The 20,814-nt window shown below is 65.7% G+C and carries 20 protein-coding genes; 9 read left to right on the top strand and 11 right to left on the bottom strand.

Translation table 11 applies throughout. The features are described from left to right. Nucleotides 1–157: 157 nt before the first annotated feature. On the bottom strand, nucleotides 158–2,269 hold the full coding sequence (locus MKK53_RS06035) for a S9 family peptidase (protein WP_243927786.1): 2,112 nt from the start codon (nucleotides 2,267–2,269) through the stop codon (nucleotides 158–160). A gap of 383 nt (nucleotides 2,270–2,652) precedes the next feature. On the opposite strand from MKK53_RS06035, the gene MKK53_RS06030 reads away from it, so the two are divergent. The 3 genes from MKK53_RS06030 to MKK53_RS06020 all read left to right on the top strand — a co-directional run bounded on the left by MKK53_RS06030 (nucleotide 2,653) and on the right by MKK53_RS06020 (nucleotide 4,420). Then, nucleotides 2,653–3,084 carry a MucR family transcriptional regulator gene (locus tag MKK53_RS06030; protein WP_409564282.1) on the top strand — a complete coding sequence of 144 codons (432 nt, stop codon included), beginning with the start codon at nucleotides 2,653–2,655 and terminating at the stop codon, nucleotides 3,082–3,084. A 141-nt stretch (nucleotides 3,085–3,225) separates the two neighbouring features. Continuing rightward, complete coding sequence (locus MKK53_RS06025) at nucleotides 3,226–3,435, top strand: hypothetical protein (RefSeq protein ID WP_243927785.1); 210 nt, start codon at nucleotides 3,226–3,228, stop codon at nucleotides 3,433–3,435. A 109-nt stretch (nucleotides 3,436–3,544) separates the two neighbouring features. Beyond that, nucleotides 3,545–4,420, top strand: a complete 876-nt coding sequence (locus MKK53_RS06020) for a DUF6456 domain-containing protein (RefSeq protein WP_243927784.1) — start codon at nucleotides 3,545–3,547, stop codon at nucleotides 4,418–4,420. Nucleotides 4,421–4,585: 165 nt separating this feature from the next. Here the strand turns inward: MKK53_RS06020 and MKK53_RS06015 are convergent, their stop codons facing one another. Both MKK53_RS06015 and MKK53_RS06010 read right to left on the bottom strand, forming a co-directional pair. Continuing rightward, on the bottom strand, nucleotides 4,586–5,008 hold the full coding sequence (locus tag MKK53_RS06015; RefSeq protein WP_243927783.1) for a SufE family protein: 423 nt from the start codon (nucleotides 5,006–5,008) through the stop codon (nucleotides 4,586–4,588). Between the two features lie 87 nt (nucleotides 5,009–5,095). Continuing rightward, entirely contained in the window at nucleotides 5,096–6,160 is a 1,065-nt protein-coding gene (locus MKK53_RS06010) for a sensor histidine kinase (RefSeq protein WP_409564281.1), read from the bottom strand. 210 nt (nucleotides 6,161–6,370) lie between these two features. Here MKK53_RS06010 and MKK53_RS06005 point away from each other — a divergent pair, with 210 nt between their 5' ends. Together MKK53_RS06005 and MKK53_RS06000 are read left to right on the top strand one after the other, a co-directional pair. Continuing rightward, on the top strand, nucleotides 6,371–7,009 hold the full coding sequence (locus MKK53_RS06005; RefSeq protein WP_243927781.1) for a hypothetical protein: 639 nt from the start codon (nucleotides 6,371–6,373) through the stop codon (nucleotides 7,007–7,009). Then, nucleotides 6,984–8,186: a DNA-packaging protein gene (locus MKK53_RS06000; RefSeq protein ID WP_243927854.1), complete on the top strand. Its 1,203-nt coding sequence runs from the start codon at nucleotides 6,984–6,986 to the stop codon at nucleotides 8,184–8,186. Before MKK53_RS06005 ends, MKK53_RS06000 begins: the two co-directional genes overlap by 26 nt. Before the next feature lie 2 nt (nucleotides 8,187–8,188). Here the strand turns inward: MKK53_RS06000 and MKK53_RS05995 are convergent, their stop codons facing one another. The 3 genes from MKK53_RS05995 to MKK53_RS05985 form a co-directional block, all read right to left on the bottom strand. After that, nucleotides 8,189–9,247: a tyrosine-type recombinase/integrase gene (locus MKK53_RS05995; protein WP_243927780.1), complete on the bottom strand. Its 1,059-nt coding sequence runs from the start codon at nucleotides 9,245–9,247 to the stop codon at nucleotides 8,189–8,191. Nucleotides 9,248–9,511: 264 nt separating this feature from the next. After that, complete coding sequence (locus tag MKK53_RS05990; RefSeq protein ID WP_243927779.1) at nucleotides 9,512–9,970, bottom strand: hypothetical protein; 459 nt, start codon at nucleotides 9,968–9,970, stop codon at nucleotides 9,512–9,514. 767 nt (nucleotides 9,971–10,737) lie between these two features. Further along, nucleotides 10,738–10,944: a helix-turn-helix domain-containing protein gene (locus tag MKK53_RS05985; protein WP_243927778.1), complete on the bottom strand. Its 207-nt coding sequence runs from the start codon at nucleotides 10,942–10,944 to the stop codon at nucleotides 10,738–10,740. A gap of 149 nt (nucleotides 10,945–11,093) precedes the next feature. Here MKK53_RS05985 and MKK53_RS05980 point away from each other — a divergent pair, with 149 nt between their 5' ends. The 3 genes from MKK53_RS05980 to MKK53_RS05970 all read left to right on the top strand — a co-directional run bounded on the left by MKK53_RS05980 (nucleotide 11,094) and on the right by MKK53_RS05970 (nucleotide 13,559). After that, on the top strand, nucleotides 11,094–11,687 hold the full coding sequence (locus MKK53_RS05980; protein ID WP_243927777.1) for a hypothetical protein: 594 nt from the start codon (nucleotides 11,094–11,096) through the stop codon (nucleotides 11,685–11,687). 361 nt (nucleotides 11,688–12,048) lie between these two features. Next, nucleotides 12,049–12,672 carry a GNAT family N-acetyltransferase gene (locus tag MKK53_RS05975; RefSeq protein ID WP_243927776.1) on the top strand — a complete coding sequence of 208 codons (624 nt, stop codon included), beginning with the start codon at nucleotides 12,049–12,051 and terminating at the stop codon, nucleotides 12,670–12,672. A gap of 2 nt (nucleotides 12,673–12,674) precedes the next feature. Further along, nucleotides 12,675–13,559: a hypothetical protein gene (locus tag MKK53_RS05970; protein WP_243927775.1), complete on the top strand. Its 885-nt coding sequence runs from the start codon at nucleotides 12,675–12,677 to the stop codon at nucleotides 13,557–13,559. Between the two features lie 743 nt (nucleotides 13,560–14,302). Here MKK53_RS05970 and MKK53_RS05965 read toward each other — a convergent pair. Both MKK53_RS05965 and MKK53_RS05960 read right to left on the bottom strand, forming a co-directional pair. After that, nucleotides 14,303–14,512, bottom strand: coding sequence for a hypothetical protein (locus MKK53_RS05965; RefSeq protein ID WP_243927774.1), 210 nt, complete (start codon nucleotides 14,510–14,512; stop codon nucleotides 14,303–14,305). Between the two features lie 28 nt (nucleotides 14,513–14,540). After that, a complete protein-coding gene (locus MKK53_RS05960) occupies nucleotides 14,541–15,239 on the bottom strand; it encodes a sugar transferase (protein WP_409564280.1) in 699 nt (232 codons plus the stop codon). Between the two features lie 316 nt (nucleotides 15,240–15,555). On the opposite strand from MKK53_RS05960, the gene MKK53_RS05955 reads away from it, so the two are divergent. After that, on the top strand, nucleotides 15,556–15,984 hold the full coding sequence (locus MKK53_RS05955; protein WP_243927772.1) for a hypothetical protein: 429 nt from the start codon (nucleotides 15,556–15,558) through the stop codon (nucleotides 15,982–15,984). Here the strand turns inward: MKK53_RS05955 and MKK53_RS05950 are convergent. The 3 genes from MKK53_RS05950 to MKK53_RS05940 form a co-directional block, all read right to left on the bottom strand. Continuing rightward, nucleotides 15,975–16,379 carry a DUF4926 domain-containing protein gene (locus MKK53_RS05950; protein ID WP_243927771.1) on the bottom strand — a complete coding sequence of 135 codons (405 nt, stop codon included), beginning with the start codon at nucleotides 16,377–16,379 and terminating at the stop codon, nucleotides 15,975–15,977. The genes MKK53_RS05955 and MKK53_RS05950 overlap by 10 nt on opposite strands. A 149-nt stretch (nucleotides 16,380–16,528) precedes the next feature. After that, a complete protein-coding gene (locus tag MKK53_RS05945) occupies nucleotides 16,529–18,679 on the bottom strand; it encodes a putative bifunctional diguanylate cyclase/phosphodiesterase (protein ID WP_243927770.1) in 2,151 nt (716 codons plus the stop codon). 207 nt (nucleotides 18,680–18,886) lie between these two features. Beyond that, nucleotides 18,887–20,371, bottom strand: coding sequence for a PAS domain S-box protein (locus MKK53_RS05940; protein WP_243927853.1), 1,485 nt, complete (start codon nucleotides 20,369–20,371; stop codon nucleotides 18,887–18,889). Between the last annotated feature and the right edge of the window lie 443 nt (nucleotides 20,372–20,814).

Raw genomic sequence — 20,814 nt, 5'->3', positions numbered from 1 at the left:
GGCAGGCCTCGCGCCCTGGCGAGACGCGGCCCCCGCCCCGGCGGCGCGGGCGCCGCGGGCCGCCCCCCGGGCGGCGGGCCATCGCCTGAGGGCGCGCGTCCCTCGCGACGGCCGGCGGTGCGTCCGTGGCGGCGTCCGCGCGATCCGCCGTTCGGCCCTATTCCACCCCCGCCGCCGCCAGGGCGAAGGCGTAGATCAGGGCGACCTCCTCCAGGCGGTCGAACCGGCCGGCGGCGCCGCCGTGGCCGGCCTCCATGTTGATCTTGAGCAGGACCGGCCCACCCCCCGTCATGGTCGCGCGCAGGCGGGCGACCCACTTGGCCGGCTCCCAATAGGTCACCCGCGGGTCGGTGAGGCCGCCGAGCGCCAGGATCGCCGGGTACTCCTGCGCGCGGACGTTGTCGTAGGGCGAGTAGGACAGGATCGTCTCGAAGGCCGCCTCGCTCTCGGCCGGGTTGCCCCATTCGGGCCATTCCGGCGGGGTGAGGGGCAGGTCCGCGTCGAGCATGGTGTTGAGCACGTCCACGAACGGCACGTCGGCGACGATGCCGGCGAACAGCTCCGGGGCAATGTTGGCCACCGCCCCCATCAGCATTCCCCCGGCCGAGCCCCCGTGGGCGACGATGCGCTTCTCGGCCGTGTAGCCTGCCGAGACCAGCGCCCGCGCGCAGGCCACGAAATCGGTGAAGGTGTTGGGCTTCTTCTCGCGCTTGCCGTCCAGGTACCAGCGCCAGCCCTTCTCGGTGCCGCCGCGGATATGGGCGATGGCGTAGACGAAGCCGCGATCCACCAGGGAGAGCAGGTTGGTCCGGAAGGCCGCGGGCATCAGCGTGCCGTAGGAGCCGTAGCCGTAGAGCAGGAGCGGCGCCGAACCGTCGACGGGCTGGTCCTTCCGGTGCAGCAGGGAGATCGGCACCTGCTCCCCGTCCGGTGCGGTGGCGAACAGGCGGCGCGTCACGTAGGCCGCGGGCTCGTGCCCGCTCGGCACCTCCTGGCGCTTGCGCAGGACCCGCGCGCGGCTGAGGCAATCGTAGTCGAAGGTCTCGGCCGGGGTCGTCATCGAGGAATAGACGAAGCGGATCCGCGCCGTGTCGAACTCGCTGCCGGGCTGGAGGCCCAGGGAATAGGCCTCCTCCCCGAAGGCGACGACGTGCTCGTCCCCGTCGGCGAGGGCGCGCACGACGATCCGCGGCTTCGCGTTCTCGATCTCCAGCCGCACCATGTGGCCGGCCAGGACGTGCAGGTGGCGGATCATCACCCCCGGCCGGTGGGGCACGAGGTCCCGCCACCGGCCGCGCCCGGGATCGGAGAGGGGGGCGGTGACGATCTTGAAGTCCTCGGCCCCGTCCGCGTTGGTGCGGATGAACAGCGTGTCGCCGTGGTCGTCCACGGAATAGATCAACAGCGGCTCGCGGGGCTGCACGAGGAGCGCCCCGGCCTCCGGCGCGGCGCGGTCGATGAGGCGGATCTCCGCGGTCTCGTGGTCGCTGGCGGTGATCGCCAGGAAGCGGCCGGACTGCGTCTCCCCGATATGGACGAAGTAGCCCGCATCGGGCTCGGCATAGACCGTCGCGTCGGCCGATTGCGGCTGGCCGAGGCGGTGGAACATCACCCGCGCCGGGCGGTGGTTGGCGTCGAGGGCGACGTACCAGAAGCCGCCGCCATCCGCCGTCCAGACGGCCTCACCCGAGGTCGCCTCGATCAGGTCCTGGGAATCCTCGCCCGTGGCGAGGTCGCGCACGCGGATGGCGTGCAGTTCCGAGCCCTTGGTGTCCGCGCCCCAAGCCAGCAGGCGGTGGTCGTCCGAGTGGCTGGCCGAGGCGATCTCGAAGAACGGCAGGCCCTCGCCCTCCCGGTCGCCGTCGATGAGGATGGTCTCCTCGCCCTCGCGGCCGAGGGGCGCCTCCGGGCCGGTGGGCCGGCGGCAGACGAGGGGGTGCTGCCCGCCGTCCCGGTGGCGGGTGTAGTAGGCGAAGGCCCCGTCCGGCTCGGGCACGCCGCTGTCGTCCTCGCGGATCCGGCCGCGCATCTCGCCCACGAGGCGCCTGCGCAGGTCCGCGGTGCCGGCGAGGGCCGCATCGGTATAGGCGTTCTCCGCGCGCAGGTAGGCGGCGATGTCCTCGGGCAGCGCCGCCGGGTCCTTCAGCACCGCCTGCCAGTTGGCCGCCTTCAGCCACGCATAGTCGTCCGGCACCGTCCGCCCGTGGACGGTCACCTGCGTCGGGCGAACCTCGGCGACCGGCGCTTCCCCGCCCATTCCCTTCAGCATCTGCGCCCACTCCGTCCCGGTTTGCCGTGCGCCGGGTGTGCCGCGTGCGCCTGCCGGAGGCAAGCCGGGCGCCGGCCCAGGTAAAAGCAACTCTTGATCGTAGTTCGATCTACGATGCGACTTGAAGAGAGCTTTACCAAGTCAAATGCGCGAACATGGAAGCAATTCATTCGTCAATTTCCCGATGATTGCCGCTTGCGACATGAATTTCGATGAAATACTCCACCAATGCGCTGCATGATCCTTGCGACGCGAAGTCTGGATCTGCGGCTATAGGTCCGAGCGAATGATGGTAACTCAGTCAAATCGTTAACTAAATCAAATTTGATTGCACGGTGGCCATCGTTAGTCATTAACGGTCGGAAAGATGGAGGTTTGGCGTCGTGGAAAGACAGAAAGTGGCCCTCGATAGGGTGCGGATGACCGTGAAGATCGCGGCGTCCTATGTCTCCAGCAAGGCTCTTCCCGCGGAAGACCTTGTGCCACTGATCGAGCGCATCAATCAGGCCCTCGTCGGCGTGGCGACGGGGAAGATCGTGGCCACGGCGCCGGACGCGCCCCTTCAGCCCGCCGTCCCGATCAAGAAGTCGGTGACGAACGAGTACATCATCTGTCTGGAGGATGGGCGCAGCTTCAAGTCGCTGAAGCGCCACCTGCGTGCGAAGTACAACATGAGCCCGGAGCAGTACCGGGCCAAGTGGGGCCTGCCTTCGGATTACCCGATGGTCGCCCCGAACTACGCCCAGGCCCGCTCCGACCTCGCCAAGGCGATCGGTCTCGGGCAGCCGCGCGACAGCTACGGGCAGACCGCCTGATTTCCGGCACCCCGCTGCCCCGGGCGGAAGCCCGGGGCCGGATGTTCTCGCGCGGGCACGGCACCGCTTCGGCCCTCGCCGCGTTAGGGTCGGGCTGACACGTCGGTCGCGCAGGGCGCGAGGTCGGCCCGAGGAGGTTCGATGGCGCACCATCCCGAGACGGGCGAGGGTCATCCCGCTGACGATCTGGAGCGGATCAACGGGCTCATGGCGGATTGGGCGGCACGCTCGGCCGCCACCAGCGAGTCGCTGCTCGAGCGGTTCGAGGCGATGGGCTACGAGGTCCGCGGCAAGGCCGAGGACGAGATCGCCGAGGTGCTCCGCAGACCCCCGACCAAGGCGAAGCGGTGACGGCATCGATGGGCCCCGCCCACCGGCCTTTCCCTATTTTCTTGACATAAGACTATTGTCTGGTAGGGCTGTTTCGGCGCACGGCACCGCAGCAGCACGAGAACAAAACATGAACATGTCCGACGACGTCAAGGTGGCCCGGCCCCGTCAGCGGCGGGCGCGGCGCGCCGAACCGGCGGCCCGGGCGACGCATCAGGGGGCGCGGATCCTCTCCCGGGACGCGTCCCGCCTGCTCGCCGCCCTGGGGGCGCCGGGGACCGAGGCCCGCCCCGATCCCCTCGACGCCGCGGCCCTGATCGTCCGCCGGAGCGAGGGCGGGGTGTCCGTCGGGGGAGGGCGCTTCCCGCGCCTCGCCGGCACCGAGCTCGTGGCCGCGGACCTCGTATCCGAGGAGGGCGCGGGGCGCCTGATCGTCTCGGCACCCGGCCTCGCGCGGTTGCGGCGGGAGCGGGGCGGGGAGGTCGGCCCCTTCCGCGCCCAGCACCTGGAGCTGGTGAAGGGGAGGGGGTCCGAGGAACCCCTCCGCGACGCGGGGGAGAGTCCCCTCGCCTGGATGGCCCGCCGCCGGGACCGGGACGGCCGGCCGATGATCGATCCCGTGGAGTATGAGGCGGGCGAGCGCCTGCGCCGGGACATCGCCCAGGCGCTGATGCTGCCGAAGATGGGGATGGACTGGACGGCGCAGCGCGTCGATGGCGGCGGCGCCCGGGATCCGGCCAGCGCCTCGGACACGGCGGTGGCGGCCCGCCAGCGGGTGCGCGGGGCGCTGGCGGCCGTGGGCGGCGACCTGTCGGACCTGCTCCTCGACCTGTGCGGTTTCCTCAAGGGGCTGGAGCGGATCGAGGCGGAGCGCCGCTGGCCGGCGCGCTCGGCCAAGGTCGTCGCCCGCATCGCGCTCTCCCGCCTCGCGGAGCATTACGGGCTGGAGCGGCAGGCGGTCGGTCCCGAGCGGGCCCGCCTGCGCCTCTGGCGGGAGGGGGCCTGAGGTCGGGGCGCGGCTCTGAAAGCTCGGGGCCGTGGTGCGGGTCCGGCGGGGGCTCTGCAGAAACGCCGGGCCTCTCCCCCGGCGCTCAGCCCGAAGGGCACCCGTGGGAGCCTACCGCCCGCGTCGTTGGGCTCGCCAGCCCCCGTGGGGGCGGAAGGGATCGTCTCAGGCGGCCAGCTGCACCGCATCCCGGTGGATGCGCTCGACCATGGACCGAACGCCGTTCGAGCGTTTCGACGTCACGTGCCCGCCGAAGTGAAGTTGCCGGAACAGATCCAGCCCATCCATCCCGGCCGCCTCCTTCGGCGTCTTGCCGTCGTAGTACGCGACCATCAGAGCCACGAAGCCGCGGACGATGAACGAGTCGCTGAAGCCCTGAAGGGCGAGCCGCCGCGTTCCGTCCCTGTCCTCCGCGGCCGTGTGGATCCAGACCTGGCTCTCGCAGCCATGGACGCGGTTGGTCTCGATGCGCAGGGCCTCGGGCAACGGCGGAAGGGCACGGCCGAGCTCGATGAGGTATTCGAGCCGCATGTGCTCGTCCTCCACGATCTCGAAATTCTCGATGATGGTCGTGATCGGCGGCAGCATGGTCGGAGGGTCCGAGGAAGGTCCGCCCCTATGGGGCAGGCAAGACATGGGGACGGGGCGGCTTCCCCGCGCCCCCGGCCGGCCGCGTCACGCATCCGCCCCCTCGTGGGGGCGGGGCAGCTGCAGGATCAGGGGGTTCGCTTGGCTCGCTTCGCCGGAGGCGGCGATCTCGGCCTGGGAGGCATAGGCCGCGATGAGCCGGGGCCCGAGCTTCGGCACGTTCGTCCGGTTCGGCTCGGCCACGTCGCGGACGTTGGAGACGACCGCCACGGTGGTCGGCCCGTCCGGCGGGGCCTCGATGGTGATGGCGATGGAGCAGGCCACCGTCTCGGCCGTCGCGTCGAGGCATTCGGCTACGATCTCCGCGACGATCATGCCGAGGGCGTTGGCGGTGCGGGGCTCCACGAGCCCGTTGCCCTCGCCGTTCACCTGCACGCCGATCCGCCCGGCCCGGCGCAGCTGGCCGAGGCCGGAGGCGAGGCGGCGCAGGTAATCGCGCAGGTCGATGGAGGCGATATGCGGCGCCTCGTGCAGGTGCTGCTGCACCAGGGCGATGGCGCGCACCCGCTGGCCCAGGGCCTCGAAGCTGCCCCGGCAGGCGTCGGGGGCGGCGCGGCCGTAGAGGCCGATCAGGCTCACCATCACCTGAAGGTTGTTGCGCACCCGGTGGTAGACTTCCGCCAGCAGCGCCTCCTTCTCGGCGAGGGCGTGCTCGATATGCTCCTCCGCATGCTTGCGGTCGGTGATGTCGAAGCACGAGCCGAGATAGCCGAGGAACTTTCCGTCCTCGATCAGCGGCCGGGCCGTGTCGAGCAGCCAGCGGTAGACGCCGTCATGGCGGCGCAGCCGGAACTCCACGGTGAACGGCTCGCGCGCCTCGTGGGCCTTGGCGACGATCTTCGCATGCCGGTCGAAATCCTCCGGGTGAAGCCCCTCGCGCCAGCCATGGCCGAGCTCCTCCTCCAGGGCGCGCCCCGTGAATTCGAGCCAGCAATCGTTGTGGTGGACGGCGTGCCCGTGCCGGTCGGACCGCCACAGCATCAGGGGCACCACGTCCGCGAATCGGCGGAAGCTGTCGCTCAGTGCCGCCGCGCCTGCATCGTCCGACACCTGGGATCCGCTCCGATCGGCCGATGATGGGTGTTCGCCCATGCTAGACTCATATGCGCTGTCGGGATGGGTGGCCGATGGAAACGCGCCGGTCAACGTGCTGCAGGGGGTGCCGTTCCGGCGCTGCACGACGGACATGTGGACACGTCAGGCCTGGAAAGATAAAAAACCTTCGATAAGCTTTTTGTCATTGACAGGCGAACGCTGCTTCGGTAGAAGAGGGGCACGCTCAAGAAGTGTGTGGGGCAGCCGATGCCTTCCGAAGCTGCCCGCTCGGTGGACGGGCGCGTGAGGGCGCACGCCCTGCTGCAAGATCCGAACCTCTCCATCGGCGCCATCGCGCGGCGCCTCGGGGTCTCCCGCAGGACCGTGGAGCACTGGAACCTCCGCGACGGCGTGCGGCTCCCGCAGCCGCGGCGGCGGACGCTGGAGGAATGGCCGCAGGCCCGCCGGGAGGCGGCGATGCGCCTGCTGAGTGTGGAGATCGATCCGGGCGACCTCGCCGAGGCGGCGGGCTTCGCCAGGGCGGCGGCGCCGGTCCTGCTCGCGGCCTTCGGGCCGCCGGGCCGGACGGCGGCAGGGGGCGACAGGGTCGATCCCCGCCGCCTGCGGGAAAGGCTGCGGGCGCATATCGGGCGGCAGATCGCGGTGCTCGACGCGGCGCTCTCCGACGCGCCCCAGGCGGGGTTCGATTCGGCGAAGGTCCTGCGCGATCTCGGCGGACTCAAGCGGCTCCTCGACGATCTCGGGTCCGGTGCAGACGGTGCAGGGGAGGGCGAGCCGCATGACGAGCCTGCCCGATCCGGTCCCGACGGCGCGGATCTCGACGGCCTCCGGGCGGAGATCGCGCGACGCTTTGATCGCTTTGTCGGCGGCGGGGCGGCTGGGTGAGTTCCTGGCGGACCTCCCCCCGGAGGTGCTGTGCGGCCTCGATGCGGATTGGCTGCACCGGGCGCGGGCGGACCAGCTCCCGCCGGAGGGCGACTGGACGACCTGGGCGGTGATCGGCGGGCGCGGCTGCGGGAAGACCCGGGCCGGCGCCGAATGGGTCGATGCCCTGGCCCGGGGCGATCCGGCCTTCACGGGGGAGCCGGTGGGCCGCATCGCGCTGGTGGGCGAAACCCTGCACGACGTGCGCGACGTGATGATCGAGGGCGAGTCCGGCCTGCTCAGCCTGCCCCGGCGGCGGCGGGCGCGGCCGTCCTGGCTGCCGAGCCGGCGGCGCCTCGTCTGGGAGAACGGGGCGGTGGCCCAGGCCTTCTCGGCGGAGGAGGCGGACTCCCTGCGCGGCCCCCAATTCGGCGCCGCGTGGTGCGACGAGGTCGCCAAGTGGCGCGAGGCCGAGGCCGCGTTCGACATGCTGCAATTCGGCCTGCGCCTCGGGGCGAGGCCGCGCAGCCTCGTCACCACGACGCCGCGGCCGATCCCGCTGATCCGCCGCCTGCTGGCGGACCCGCGGACGGTGGTGACCCGGGCGCGCACCCACGACAACGCCGACAACCTCGCCCCGGATTTCCTCTCGGCCGTGGTCGGGCGCTATGCGGGCACCCGGCTCGGGCGCCAGGAGCTCGACGGGGAGCTGATCTCGGACCGGCCGGACGCCCTCTGGGCGCGGGAGGGGATCGAGGCGGCCCGGGTCGCCTGCCCGCCGGACCTGTCGCGGATCGTGGTGGCGGTGGATCCGCCCGCCAGCTCGGGGAGCCGTTCGGATGCCTGCGGGATCGTCGCCGCCGGGCGGCACGGGGAGCGGGCCTACGTGCTGGCCGATACGAGCCTCGCCCGCGCCACGCCGCAGGCCTGGGCCTCGGCGGCGCTGGCCCTCTATCACCGGCTCTCGGCCGACGCGCTGGTGGTCGAGGTGAACCAGGGCGGCGAGATGGCGACCGCCGTCCTCGCGCAATGCGATCCGGGGGTGCCGGTCCTGCCGGTGCGCGCCAGCCGGGGGAAGTACCTGCGGGCGGAGCCCGTGTCGGTGCTCTACGCCAGGGGCCTCGTCCACCATGTCGGGGCGATGCCGGCCCTGGAGGACGAGATGTGCGATTTCATCTTCGGACTCTTAAGTGGCTAAAATCAAAGGGATTTTGTTTTACAAATTTCCAGCGTTTTACAGTTCGGTTCTGGGGCCGTTCCGCCGAGGTAGAGAAGCGCGGCCTTGCCGCTGGCCTTCTTGTCGGCGAAGCGGCAGTACCGCTCGATCATCGCGAGGCTCATCCCGCTGATGTCGCCGATCTGCCCGACCGACAGGCCGAGCCGCCGCAGCCGAACCACGGCGGTGCAGCGCAGACCATGAAGGGTCACGCCTGCTAGGGCAGGGGTGTCCTCACGGGCCTCGGCGAAGTGAATGGAGAAGCGTTTACGGCTGTAGGGCTTGCCGTTGGGCTGCAGCAGAAACGGCCCCGGCCGTCGCTCCCACTCGGCCATCTCGGCAGCCAGTTCTGGGACGATAGGGCACCAAACCTCTCGGCCGGTCTTCCGCTGGCGAATGGTGAAGCCGCCTTCATCCACGTCGGTCCAGCCGAGCCGCACGACATCTGAGCCGCGCTGCCCGGTATAAAGGTAGAGGACGACACCACGCCTCACGGTGTCGTTCAGCTCGGCGAGGGCCGATGTGATCTGCGCGGTGGTCCACGGCTTGTGCCCGCCGGTCACCGGATAAGGCTTCACTCCCTCGGTCAGACTGCTGTCGAGATGACCGCGAGCACGCGCCCATCCCGACAACGCCCGCATTGTACCTAGGAAGGTATTCGCCTTGCCTTTCGATGCGGCAAAGCCGTCCATGACAGCCTGTACGTGTACCGGCCGCAGCATCGCGGCCGGCAATTCGCCCCATGCCTTGCGAGCGATCTGCAGCATGCGACGATAGAGCACACGGGTGCCCTCGGTCAGCGTCTCCGGATCAAGGAAGGCCGGGGAGGTCACATAGGCATCGATCAACCCGTTGACCGTTGCCGCCCCAGTTTTGCCTTCGATCCCCTGGGCTTGCCGTACGGCAATCCAGAACTCGGGTGTCTGCGGATCGTCGGGTAGCCGAACCCTTGGCTCAGCGTGATCCGTGCCTCGACCTGCCTGGAAGTAGAAGTACTCCCGGCCCCGCGAGAGTACCTTGTGAACGCCTCTAGGAAGGGGCACGACGACCCTCCTGCGTCTGCGTGGCATAGCGTGCGCCCTCCAGGAATGGATCGGAGGGCCGACTTTCCGTGCCGCGTTTACGGGGGGCAAGCGCTGCTTGAACGTCCTGCCAGGACCAGCGGATACAGCCACGAGAGAGTTCGAAGGGGGCCGGCAGCACATGCCGCCGGACCATCTCGTCAACGGTGCTTTCTGAGACGTCGAGTTCGCGAGCGAGGCTGGCACGTGACAGAAAGGCCGGCGGGCGGTCTGGAGAGACGTAGGTCACGATGCGCCTCCGAGAGTGGAGGGATAGTCAAAGGTCGCGCCTGTCCGCTGGACGGCTTCACGAGCGATGGCGACGGCGCCATCGAAGCTGAAAGCCGACCCGACGATGCCAGCGCTATCGCCGGAGGTGCTGACATGATCGACGCGCCAGGAGCCGCCGTCCTCGGGGTCGGGCCAGATTGAAATCCAGCCCCGGCCCGGTGTCGCGGGCGTGTCGAGCTTTACGGCCAGCGGCTCGCGCAACACCGTGACGGGGATGCCGTGCCGCCGGGCGTAAGCGCGAGCGTCGGCCAGCGCGTGCCACTCGTTCGACGTGCGTTCGAGGGCGATGAACTGGCTGGCGGGCAGGCGAAGCCAAGCCACCCACATATCTGCGACAGGCGCGACAATGACCTCAATGGCCGGCGGCGTGCGTTCGTCCACCATGGGCGAGGGGAAGGGGACGACGTTCGTCATGCCGCCTCCCCGCGTTCGCCCCGGTAACGGCGGTGCTCGCGACACCAGTCATCAGCCTCGACCACGGGCCACGCGGCGTTCGCGTTGCTCATAGCCTCAGGGTTGATTGTCGGCGGGTTGGCCCGGCAGAGCCCGAGCGGCTTCACACCGAGGACGCGATAGCCGCTCGGGCTGTCCTGCCCGACCTTCATTTCACCGTACCGGGACCACGCATCGCAGTTCCGGCAGGCCAAGGCGTGATTGCCTGGGACAAGGAGGGGAAGGCGCTGTGTCATGCGCGCCTCCCGCCGTTCGAGGGGCGAAGGGTCTGAGCGGCCTCAACGGCGGCCAAGATCGTGCGGGCAGCACAGCCGAGGCTATTTGCCATTGCAGCGGTGTCACCGACCGAGGCGAGCGACGCGGCTGCGCTGGCATAGGATGCCGCCAAGGCGCACCGTTCGCGGATCTCGTCGTGAGCGAGGCCGGGGGCGATGGAATGAGGTGCCATCATCGAGTCGCCCTCCATGCGTCGAGCCGGGGGAAGGCGAGTTCAGCAATCACCACCGCCGTAGCGGGCGGGAGGCCGAAGCGGGTGGCGATGAATAGGTCTTGCCGAAGGGGCCGAGGCGCCGTACATCTCTCGTCGCTGACTTGCCGGAAAGCATTCGAGAGCCCTGCCGTCGCCCCGCGATGCGCGGGGTTTCTCATGTCTGGGGTCCTGTTTGATCGCGTCGGCCGCCTCGACGCTGCACCTGCGGCCAGCGGAGCGAGCCCGCTGAGAGCGGGGTTCAGGCGGCGAGGGGCTGAGCCGGCAGACCCAACATTTCGCGAAGCTTTGCGGACGGCACTTTGCTCCTGCCCCCGACCTTGATCGTGGGGAGCGAGCCGTCTTTGGCCGCGCGGTAAGCGGCGTCTTTGCCCACGTTCAGGATGCGAGCCGCCGTCAGCAAATCGACAGTCGGCTGACTGAAAAGCTTCTGCACATCGGGGTTCATCACCGCCTCCTCGCGAGGACCGAATGCGCCTCGCCGCATAAGACGAGTTTTCCCGTCTCATTGGATAATCGCGCGGCGGGTCTCGATGTCAAGGCTTGCGGAAGCGAAAGAGACGGAATATCTCGTCTTATGCAGCCAAGGGCCGAAAAATGACGACGAAAGCGGGCAAGGACGCCACAAAGAAGCGGCCGAAACGTGCGCCCATCGGTGAGCGACGCCGTACATTCACGTTCCGCCTTGACGATCAGACAAGGCAAGCAGTCGAGGCGGCGGCAGATGCTGCCGGAAGATCGGTTAGTGAAGAACTAGAATGGCGCGTCAAAAACTCATTTGAAAATGAAGATCGATGGCTTACTGCATTCGGCAGCTATGACACAATGAATGTGCTGCTTACTGTGGCAAGCACTTGGCAAACTATCGAACGTTTTTCTAAAAAAAAATGGGCTACGGATCAGAAGACGTGGGAAGTATGCAAGGAAAGCACAAATAATATATTGTCTTGGGTCAAAAGACGCGACGATGCGTTAGAGGGGGAGCGCCCTGCCGCGAAGAATGCCCTCGCGGCACTGGGTGAGCCTGTCCCCGGCTTGGCTGAGAGTCGGTTCGCCTGGGAGGCTGCCCGCCGTTCGGTGAAGATCGCTAAGGGTCGCGATCTGGACGAAGCCATGATTTCAGAACTGGTTGACGCCGGGATGGGCTGTTTCGGGGTGACTGAACCGGCGCCTATTGAAAATGATAAATAGCTATGCGCTGCGGCCATAGAAGCTCACAGAGAATTAAAGCAAAGAAGCACCTATTAGCGAGCAGATAGCAGATTTGATAATAAAACTTTCGGCAAGACATTCCTTATAAGCGCAAGACAAAGTAGCCCAAGCATGCGTTACTCTAATGAGATATTCGGGAGAACCACGCGATGCGCTGCAAGCTGCCAGCCCATCTTTACATTCGCGTTGATCGCGACCTCCGCGCCGCGCTGAACGACGGCGCGCGCGCTTCCGGGGAGAACGTGTCGGCCTTCGCTCGGCGCGCGCTGCGGTCGGTTCTCACGGACTACCCAGACCGCGATCCACCTCCGGCCGCCCCTGCGATGCGAGCGGCGGCGTGATGGCGGGCGATGATCTGACCCTCGGCCAGCCTATGCTTAAGGCGGAGCGGTTCGACCACTCCGACCCTTGCCTGCAAGCTCTTCTGGTTGCGCAGGAGGACATCGTTCGGCGGCTCGGACAGGCGCCTGGTAGCGACGCCCCGAGCCGGTCTCGCTACAGCATCGCCGATCCCATCGAACAGGTTGTTGCCTGGATTCGAGAGGGTACCGGTCGGGCGCTTGGCACGATGCCGTTGTGGCTCCGGATCTGGGATGCCGACACAGGACGCGGTGTCCTGTTCGTGCTGAGCGCGCCACGACCGCCTGACGAGGCAGAACTGCTCGTAGTTGGCAACGCCGGCGCACTGTCCCGCCCGGTGCTGCGGGCAGCCGCGCATTGGGCATTCATCATTGTCGGATTGCGGCGGTCGGTCATCAAGATTCCCGTCGAGCAGACCAATCTCCTGGCCTACGCCGAACGGGCCGGCTTCCTTCGAGAGGGCGTCGCTCGCGACGCTTTCGGCGACGGTCAGGACGCCGTGATGCTGGCAATGACCGCGCGGTCCTGTCGGTGGCTGCCTCGCTTCACCTCACCCCATCCTCAGGACCACACCAGTCCTTCCCCATCTCATAGGGTTCACTGACCATGGGCATCTTCGACGCGCTCGATGGCAGCGCCTACTCTACTGCGCGAAAGCAGAACCTCTCTGCCATCAACACCGGCTTGCAGCAGGGCGGGAACGCGCTGCTCACGTCGGGCGGGCAGGCGATCAACTATCTCTTGGGAGACGGCACCAGCCCCGGCGCGTTCGGCTACTCCAGCGCGGGCTACGATACGGCCAAGGGCGACGTCGCCAATCAGTACGGCCAGACGCAGAACTATCTCGGCCAGCTCGGCAGCCTGTATCAGCCACTGACGCAGGGCGGCTCGAACGCCTATCAGGCCTACCTGAACGCGACGGGAGCGAACGGGGCTGCTGGCTCGCAAGCAGCGACCTCGGCCTTCCAGGCTTCGCCGGGCTATCAGTACAGCATGGATCAGGCGCTCGGAGCCGTACAGCGGTCGGCTGCAGCCCGCGGCGGACTGGCCGGCGGCAACGCGACATCCGACATCCTGAAGACGGCGACCGGCCTCGCGGATCAGGGCTATCAGCAGTACGTCTCGAACCTCGGCAACGCCGCGCAGAGCTACCAGCAGGGGCTTGCCGGGCAGGCTCAGGGGCTCGGGCTTCAGGCCAATGCCAGCCAAGGCTACGGCAGTGCGCTCTCCGGCCTCGACACCGGTGAGGGCAACGCGCGGGCCTCTATCCTCGGGCAGGGCGCCAACGTTCAGACAGGGCTGGGTCAGGGCTTCGTGAACCTCACCAACAACGCCACCAACGCGATCACCAGCGCGAACAACACGAATGCCCAGGCTCAGTCGCAAGCCAGTGAGAACGCACTCGGCGCCATCCTCGGCGGGGCAAACCTCATAGGCGGTGCTCTGGGACGAGCTGGCGGTCTGGCGAAACTCGGATCGCTGTTTGCATAGGTCAGCCTGGAAGCCACAAGGCACAGGTCAAGGACGTGACGGCTGCCCCGAAGGGTCGCAATAGGGCCGCCTAATCCGCCTTGCATTGCTCAGGAGCTGTCATCCCCGTGAGTATACTTGTCACGGATATTTCCCGAATAGGGAGTAGACTGGGGGACGAATTTCCTTGCTGCCTCATTTGCGGAAGTTCGCGCAGTCTCTGCATCTGCTGAACGAAACCCCGTCCAACCGGTGGCGAACAAAGAGCGAGCGAGGCGCTCTAGATCTTCTTCTGTTATCTGTGGCTCAGATCTACGCTGCACCAGCTACTCCTGTGCCGAGACGGCCGACTTTGCCCGGCCGCCTGCTTCGATCTTAGACCGGGCGACGGGGTTGCCATTGTCCATGCAGCTGGATCGATACTCAACGCGGCTCGATGCCCAGATGCATCTGGGTGGTTAGCAATTGGGAAGCGATCTGTCCTCAGCCTTCGAAGCTCCTCACCCTCAGTGGCGGTTGCTGAAGCCTGGAGCAGTATCTACGTAGTCAGAATATCACGGGTGCAACGGGGTCTCTGATGGCTCCGGGAAGAATGGCCAGTTTCCGCGGCTGCCACAGCCCTGAACCCCTGGGAGGTTCGACGATGCACTGGACTGCCGTTCTGCTCGCGGCCTACGCGGCCGGCATTCTGGAATTCTGGCGCCTGTGCGAGGATGCCCCCACCGCGCCGGAGGCGTAGGGCGCCCCCGGCAGGGGCGCGGCCCTCAGCGCCGGGCCGGACGCACCTCGGGTGCGCGCCGGCCGAGCGCGGCCGAGGCCGCCCGCCACAGGCGGTCCGGCAGCCACAGGGCCCGCCACGCCAGGGCCGCCGCCCCGGCCAGGGCCGCGAAGCCCGCCGCCAGGGCGACCAGCACGGCGCCGGGCCCCTCGTCGGCCTCCACGTAGTCGTACCAGAGCGGGTTGTCCTCGGTCACGGCGCGCCCCTTCGGTGACGATGCGGGTTCAGCAGCTGCCGCGCTGCGCGAAGACGGCCGGCACGGTGCGCGCCAGGATCACGAGGTCGCGCTTCAGGCTCCAGCCCGCGGCGTAGTCGAGATCGAGGGCGACCCGCTCCTCGTAGGTCGTCTCGGACCGGCCGGAGACCTGCCACAGCCCGGTGACGCCGGGCGGCACCGCGAAGCAGGTGGAGAAGGCCGCCCCGTAGCGGGCGACCTCGGCCTGCACGATGGGCCGGGGCCCGACGAGGCTCATCTCGCCCCGCAGGACGTTGACCAGCTGGGGCAGCTCATCGAGGGAGGTCTTGCGCAGCACCCGGCCGAGGGCGGTCACCCGCGGGTCGTCGGTGAGCTTGTGCGTGGCGGCCCACTCGGCCCGCGCCGCGGCGCTCGCGGCCAGGTGCGCCGCCAGGGCGCCCTCGGCATCCACCACCATCGTACGGAACTTCAGGCAGCCGAACGGCGTCCCGCCCCGGCCGAGGCGGTTGTGGCGGAAGATCGGCGACTTGCGGTCCCCCATCCACACCGCCGTGCCGACGAGCAGCAGCAACGGCAGAAGCAGCACCAAGGCAGCCCCCGCCACCGTGACGTCGATCCCGCGCTTGGCCACCCAGCCGAGGCGTTGGTGCCGGATCGACAACAGGACGACATTCGCCTGCCTGCTGCCTACGATAACGGGGTCTATCGATCTTAGGGCAGCGCGCATCTTGGTCTCGGCTCCTGGGTGAGGCCAGCGACAGCTTATGAGCTTCTAGTTGGTTAATAATTAGTTGATGATTGTTTTTTATCGAAATATTGAAAGCCGGACAATCGGTTTTCAGGGCTACATTCTCAAATTTTCTGGCTTGCTTAATTCTATTGGGTCACAGCATTTATACTTAAGTAGCTGACGTGAGCGAGTGTGAGACTGCGTACGGCTGGAAGCTTTTTGGATGAGCTTCCCGGTCGCAGGTCCGCTGACGTGCGCAATCGATGCTTATGCACTACTGCTACGCTTCATGTAGGCCACGACCCCATCTGCCATGCCGATCCGGCGCGAGCACCGCTACTTCTACCCCATCGACTGGCCGCAGCTTTCGGCGGTGATCCGTTTCCGGCGCGCCAAAGGCCGCTGTGAGGTCTGCGGGCGCCCGCACGGGGAAACCGTCTGGCATCTCGGGGACGGCCGCTGGTGGGACGCGCAGGCCGGTTCCTGGCGCGATGGAGCGGGCCAAGTCATCTGCCTGGCAGTCGGGGCGGACGACGTGCTGCGATCCGTGCGGACGACGCGGGCAGTCCTGGCCGCCGCCCACCGCAACCACGACACGGCGGACAACGCGAACGGTAACCTCGCGGCTTTCTGCCAGCGCTGCCACATGAACCACGACCGGCCGGAGCATCAAAGGCGCCGCTGGCGGACGCTGTTTCGGCGGAAGGCGTCAGGTGATTTGTTCAGCGGGCCCTATGGATGAGGGGACCCGCGCTCAACCAACTTGAGCAACCGAGCCTCAACCGTAGCGAGCGCTTTGATCGGCGCGGTGAACTCGATCTCGAAGGCTACCCCGTGAGCCCACCGCGCGACGACGGTGCCAATCGAACCCACCGGCAACACCACCCCGCCGTCCGCCTCGACAGCGGCCAAGACGCGGACCTGATCAAGGTCGTCGAACTTCGGACGTATGCGATCCGCTCGAAGCGTGCGGCGATCTGGTGCCGCACGGAGGTGGGTGCTGAACTGCTCGGCCATAGTCTGAGAGTAGGCGAGCGCAGACATGTCGTAAAACGCGCAGACCACGTTCAGCCATCGTGTGCCTTTAAAAATCCAAGGCCGTGAACTGGCGCTTGCGGTATCCAGATCCCCCGCCACGCCGACCCCCACGCGACTGCCCGACCAAGGCATTACGGGCGATCTACCGGAAGACGATCCAAATAGTGTCCAGTGGAAAGTATTAATTGATGCGGTCCGTATGTATCACGTTCTAGTCTGAAGCTTACCGCTAGCTTCAGAATGCTTAGCTATGCCGCGCTCGACGGCAAACGTGAGACTGATGGCGCGCCTATAAAGCGCGTGATGAACTCCGCTGCAGGCATTGGCCGACCAAACAGATAGCCTTGCGCCTCATGGCATCCCTTCGCGATCAAACGCTGACGCTGCTCATGAGTCTCGACGCCCTCAGCAATTACCTGCAGACCGAAACTTCGGCTGAGGTCGATCACCGCCCTCACAATTGCTGCATCTCGCCGGTCGCTGCAAAGGCCGTTCACGAAGCCGCGGTCGATCTTGAGACGCGTCAGCGGGAAGCGCTTGAGTAAACTGAGCGAGGCGTACCCTGTGCCATAATCATCGAACGCGATGCCTACACCCATGGTGCGTAGAGCTTGCAGGGTGGCGACCACCCCGGGGTCGTGACGTACGATGATCGTTTCGGTAATCTCCAGCTCCAGCGTGTGGGCTGGCAATCCGGTTGCAGCGAGGGCGGCAGCGACCCTCTCAACCAGATTGCCATCATGGAACTGGGCCGCGCAGAGATTCACCCCAATTCGGAACGGTTGCAGGCCGGCGTCCCGCCAAGCCTGGGCTTGAGCACAGGCAGTACGCAGCACCCAGTCGCCGACCTGAGCTGCATTCGGACCATTGTCCAGCACCTCCAAAAACGCGTCTGGCGAAAGCAGACCGAGTTCAGGATGCTGCCACCGGATCAGAGCTTCGGCGCCAACGAGTGTACCGTCATGTAAATCGACTTGGGGTTGGTAGTGCAGCACGAACTCACCGCGCTCGATGGCGTTGCGTAGTCCGTCACGGCAGGCCCGCTCCCGCTGCGCGACCTCGCGCAAGACCGGCGTGAACAGGCAGGCGCGCCCGCGTCCATCCATCTTCGCACGGTAGAGGGCAGCATCGGCGCAGGCTAGCAGCTCGTCCTCGGATATACCGTGAGCCGGACTCAGGGCGATACCGATGCTAACGCCGAGACGCATGACAAGCCCCTCGACGGTGTACGGCTCGGAAAGGACGTCAATCACCGCTTGCCCGTGGGTGATTGCCACCAAAGGATCACCGATGTCCGGCAGTACGGCTGCGAACTCATCACCACCAAACCGCGCCACGACACCTAAGGTGCCAAGGTAGGAGTGAAGTCGATTTGCCGCCATTCGCAACACGGCATCGCCCACCGCATGTCCATGCGCGTCGTTGACCTCTTTGAAGCCGTCGAGATCAAGCATCAGCACCGCCGCCGGACGGTCGTCCAAAATTGCAGCCTCGATCCGGCCGCGCAGTACTGCCCGGTTAGGTAGCTCAGTCAGGGTATCGAGGTGGACGAGAGAGAACAGGCGCTCCTCGACCATGTTCCGTTGGGTAACATCGCGAACGATCGCGCCGAAGGCAGCGCGGCCATTCTCTGTCCAGGTAGATAATGACAGCTCAATCGGGAATTCGCTGCCGTCCTTTTGCCGGCCGATGAGTTCAACTGTACGACCGATCAGACCAGCCGCCGCACCCGTTGCTATACGGCGCAAGTCACCTTCGTGACCTCCACGCATTCGATCGGGCATCAAGATGGCGAGGGGCTGACCTAGAGCCTCGGCGACTGTGCGCCCGAACAGGCGTTCAGCAGCTACGCTCCAGAATGTTACCCGCCCAAGCTCGTCCGCGCAGACGATGGCGTCGGACGAGGTCTCAGCGATGTGCTCAAAGCGCGACTGAGTTGCCCGGCGTGCCGCTTCGATACGGCGCAACTCAAGTCGGTCGAGCACGAGGCGGGCAAGGTCAGCGAAGATGCGCCTGTGTTGGCTTGTGAAGGCGCGTCGTGGCTTGGACCCGGCGAGGCAGAGCGTACCAATAGCATGGCCATCTCTGGTCCGTAACGGTGAACCTGCGTAGAAACGAATGAATGGAGGGCCAGTGACCAATGGGTTATCGTGAAATCTCAGATCCCGGGAGGCATCGAGCACAACGAGAATATCATTTTGCTCGATAGTCCTTGCGCAGAAGGAGATTTCTCGATCAGTTCCACATAGGTCTATACCAATTTTAGCATGTAACACTTGTCGATTTCGACCGACGAAGGAAACAAAGGCCGCTGGCGCACCCAGAAGGCGGGTAGCAAGTTCAACGATATGAGCAATTGAAGGATCTGACTCGGCATCGAGGATGTCATGCTCGACCAACGCCTGTAGTCGAGCTTCCTCGTCAGACTGCACGGCTAGAGAGGACAAAAGAAAGCTCCAGATCGAACAGGTGAATACGATTTGACCTATGAGTTGAATGGCTTTCTAACTGGCACGTTTCAAGTATCTAGATTGAGAGTGCGCGTGGGCGAGAACAGCGCGCTGCTCACGCCGGAACACGTGCACCTGCCAGCAAAATCGATTAGATCATGCAACCGCATGTGCCGCTTCACGGACTTGGCGCGTGGCCGTATCGACCTGCTCGCTGGCATGGGAGATTGCCTTCATGGCCCCAGCGATCGTCGCAACTCCGTAAGCGGCCGTGTGCATGCTCCCCGACATCTCGCGGGTGACAGCCGATTGCTCCTCTACCGCCGCCGCGATCGCCGCAGAAACCTGATCCAGGGCCTGGATCGTCCCGCGGATCGAACTGATCGCAACCACTGCCTCGCCCGTCGCAGCCTGCGTCGCTGCGATCTGTCCACGGATCTGATCCGTTGCCCTCGCGGTCTGTTCTGCCAGCGCCTTCACTTCGGACGCCACAACGGCGAAGCCCTTGCCAGCCACACCGGCTCGCGCCGCCTCGATGGTCGCATTTAGCGCCAGCAGGTTGGTCTGCGCGGCGATACCCTGGATCAGAGCGACAACGTCACCGATCTGTGCCGCCTGGCCACTCAGACCTTCGACGATGCCACCGGTATGTCGAGCTTGCTCAACCGCCTCCCCAGCCATGCGTGCAGCATGGCTCACCTGCTGGCTTATTTCAGCAACCGAGGCTGACAGTTCCTCCGCTCCCGAGGCGACACACTGGATGTCATTCGAGACCTGGTCCACCGTGCTAGCCGCATCCATAGTTTGTCGCGTCACTTGTTCGACAGCGACGCCAATAGCGTCGAGATCGATACCGATCGCCTGCTGCGCCTCAACACGGCGCTGGCGCTCGCGTACTTGAGCGGTAATGTCGGTGGCGAATTTTACTACCTTAAGGACTGTGCCATCCATCTCAGTGATCGGATTGTATGTAGCCTGGACCCAAACCTCACGACCGCCCTTTGCGATGCGTCTGAACTCGCCTGCCGCAAACTCACCTTGGCCAAGCTGGTCCCAGAAATTGCGATAGGCCGCGCCTGCCCGCTCGGGGGCATCCACGAACATGCTGTGATGCTGGCCCCGGATTTCGTTGAGACCGTATCCCACCGTGTCGAGGAAATTGCTGTTAGCGTCGAGGATCATCCCGGTTTTATCGAAGGCAATCACCGCCTGAGATCGGTGCAGCGCCGCGATTTGTCCATTGAGATCAAGAGCATGAAGCTTCAAAGCGCTGATGTCAGTTGCGAACTTCACAACCTTTACGACACGGCCAGTGCGGTCAAACACCGGGATGTAGCTTGCCTGGATCCACACGGCACGCCCTCCTTTGGCCACGCGTTTAAACTCGGCGGTCTTTGAGCTTCCCCTGCGCAGATCATCCCAAAAGTTGCGATACGCGGTACTGTCGCGATGAGCTACCTCGACGAACAACGCGTGCCGCTTTCCCTGCACTTCAAGCAGCGTATAGCCCATCGTCTTAAGAAAGAGGGTATTTGCAGTTATTACGGTGCTGTCAGGCAAAAATTCAACGATTGCTTGCGATCGGCTTAGAGCATCAAATTTTTTGACAAGATCAGTGTGCGTCCGCGACCCGACGAACATCGACATCGACTCCCAGAGTTATTTGAATGACGACCTAAATCACATCAGATCATCGAAAGATCCCGGCATCTATCCGGTGAATTTTCTTGCTTGATCGATTGTTGCCGCAATACTGAGGAATATACGTTACTTAACAGTTACCGATGCAAATTTATCCGATAGGATTCTAACTATACGTCATATGATACCTTCGAACCTCAAATATTCATGCGCCCCCCTCACAAGAAGGGTACTTAGGCGGGCTCGAAGACCGCAAGCGCCCGCAAGGGTTCTGTTAATAAGTCGTTACTTACGCTGGCTGGTTCGTATCGACCGGTTGCGTTGGTCGCAGGGCGACCGATACGTCGAGACACCTCGCGCCCGAATGACACGAAGTTCTCTATGCGCCCATCAGCAGCATGTATTGGCCGGCAATCAATCTCGGCACGGTATTTGGTGCCATC

The sequence above is a fragment of the Methylobacterium sp. J-076 genome, assembly GCF_022829405.1.
Lineage (GTDB): Bacteria > Pseudomonadota > Alphaproteobacteria > Rhizobiales > Beijerinckiaceae > Methylobacterium.
This window is presented reverse-complemented; position numbering and strand designations above follow the sequence as displayed.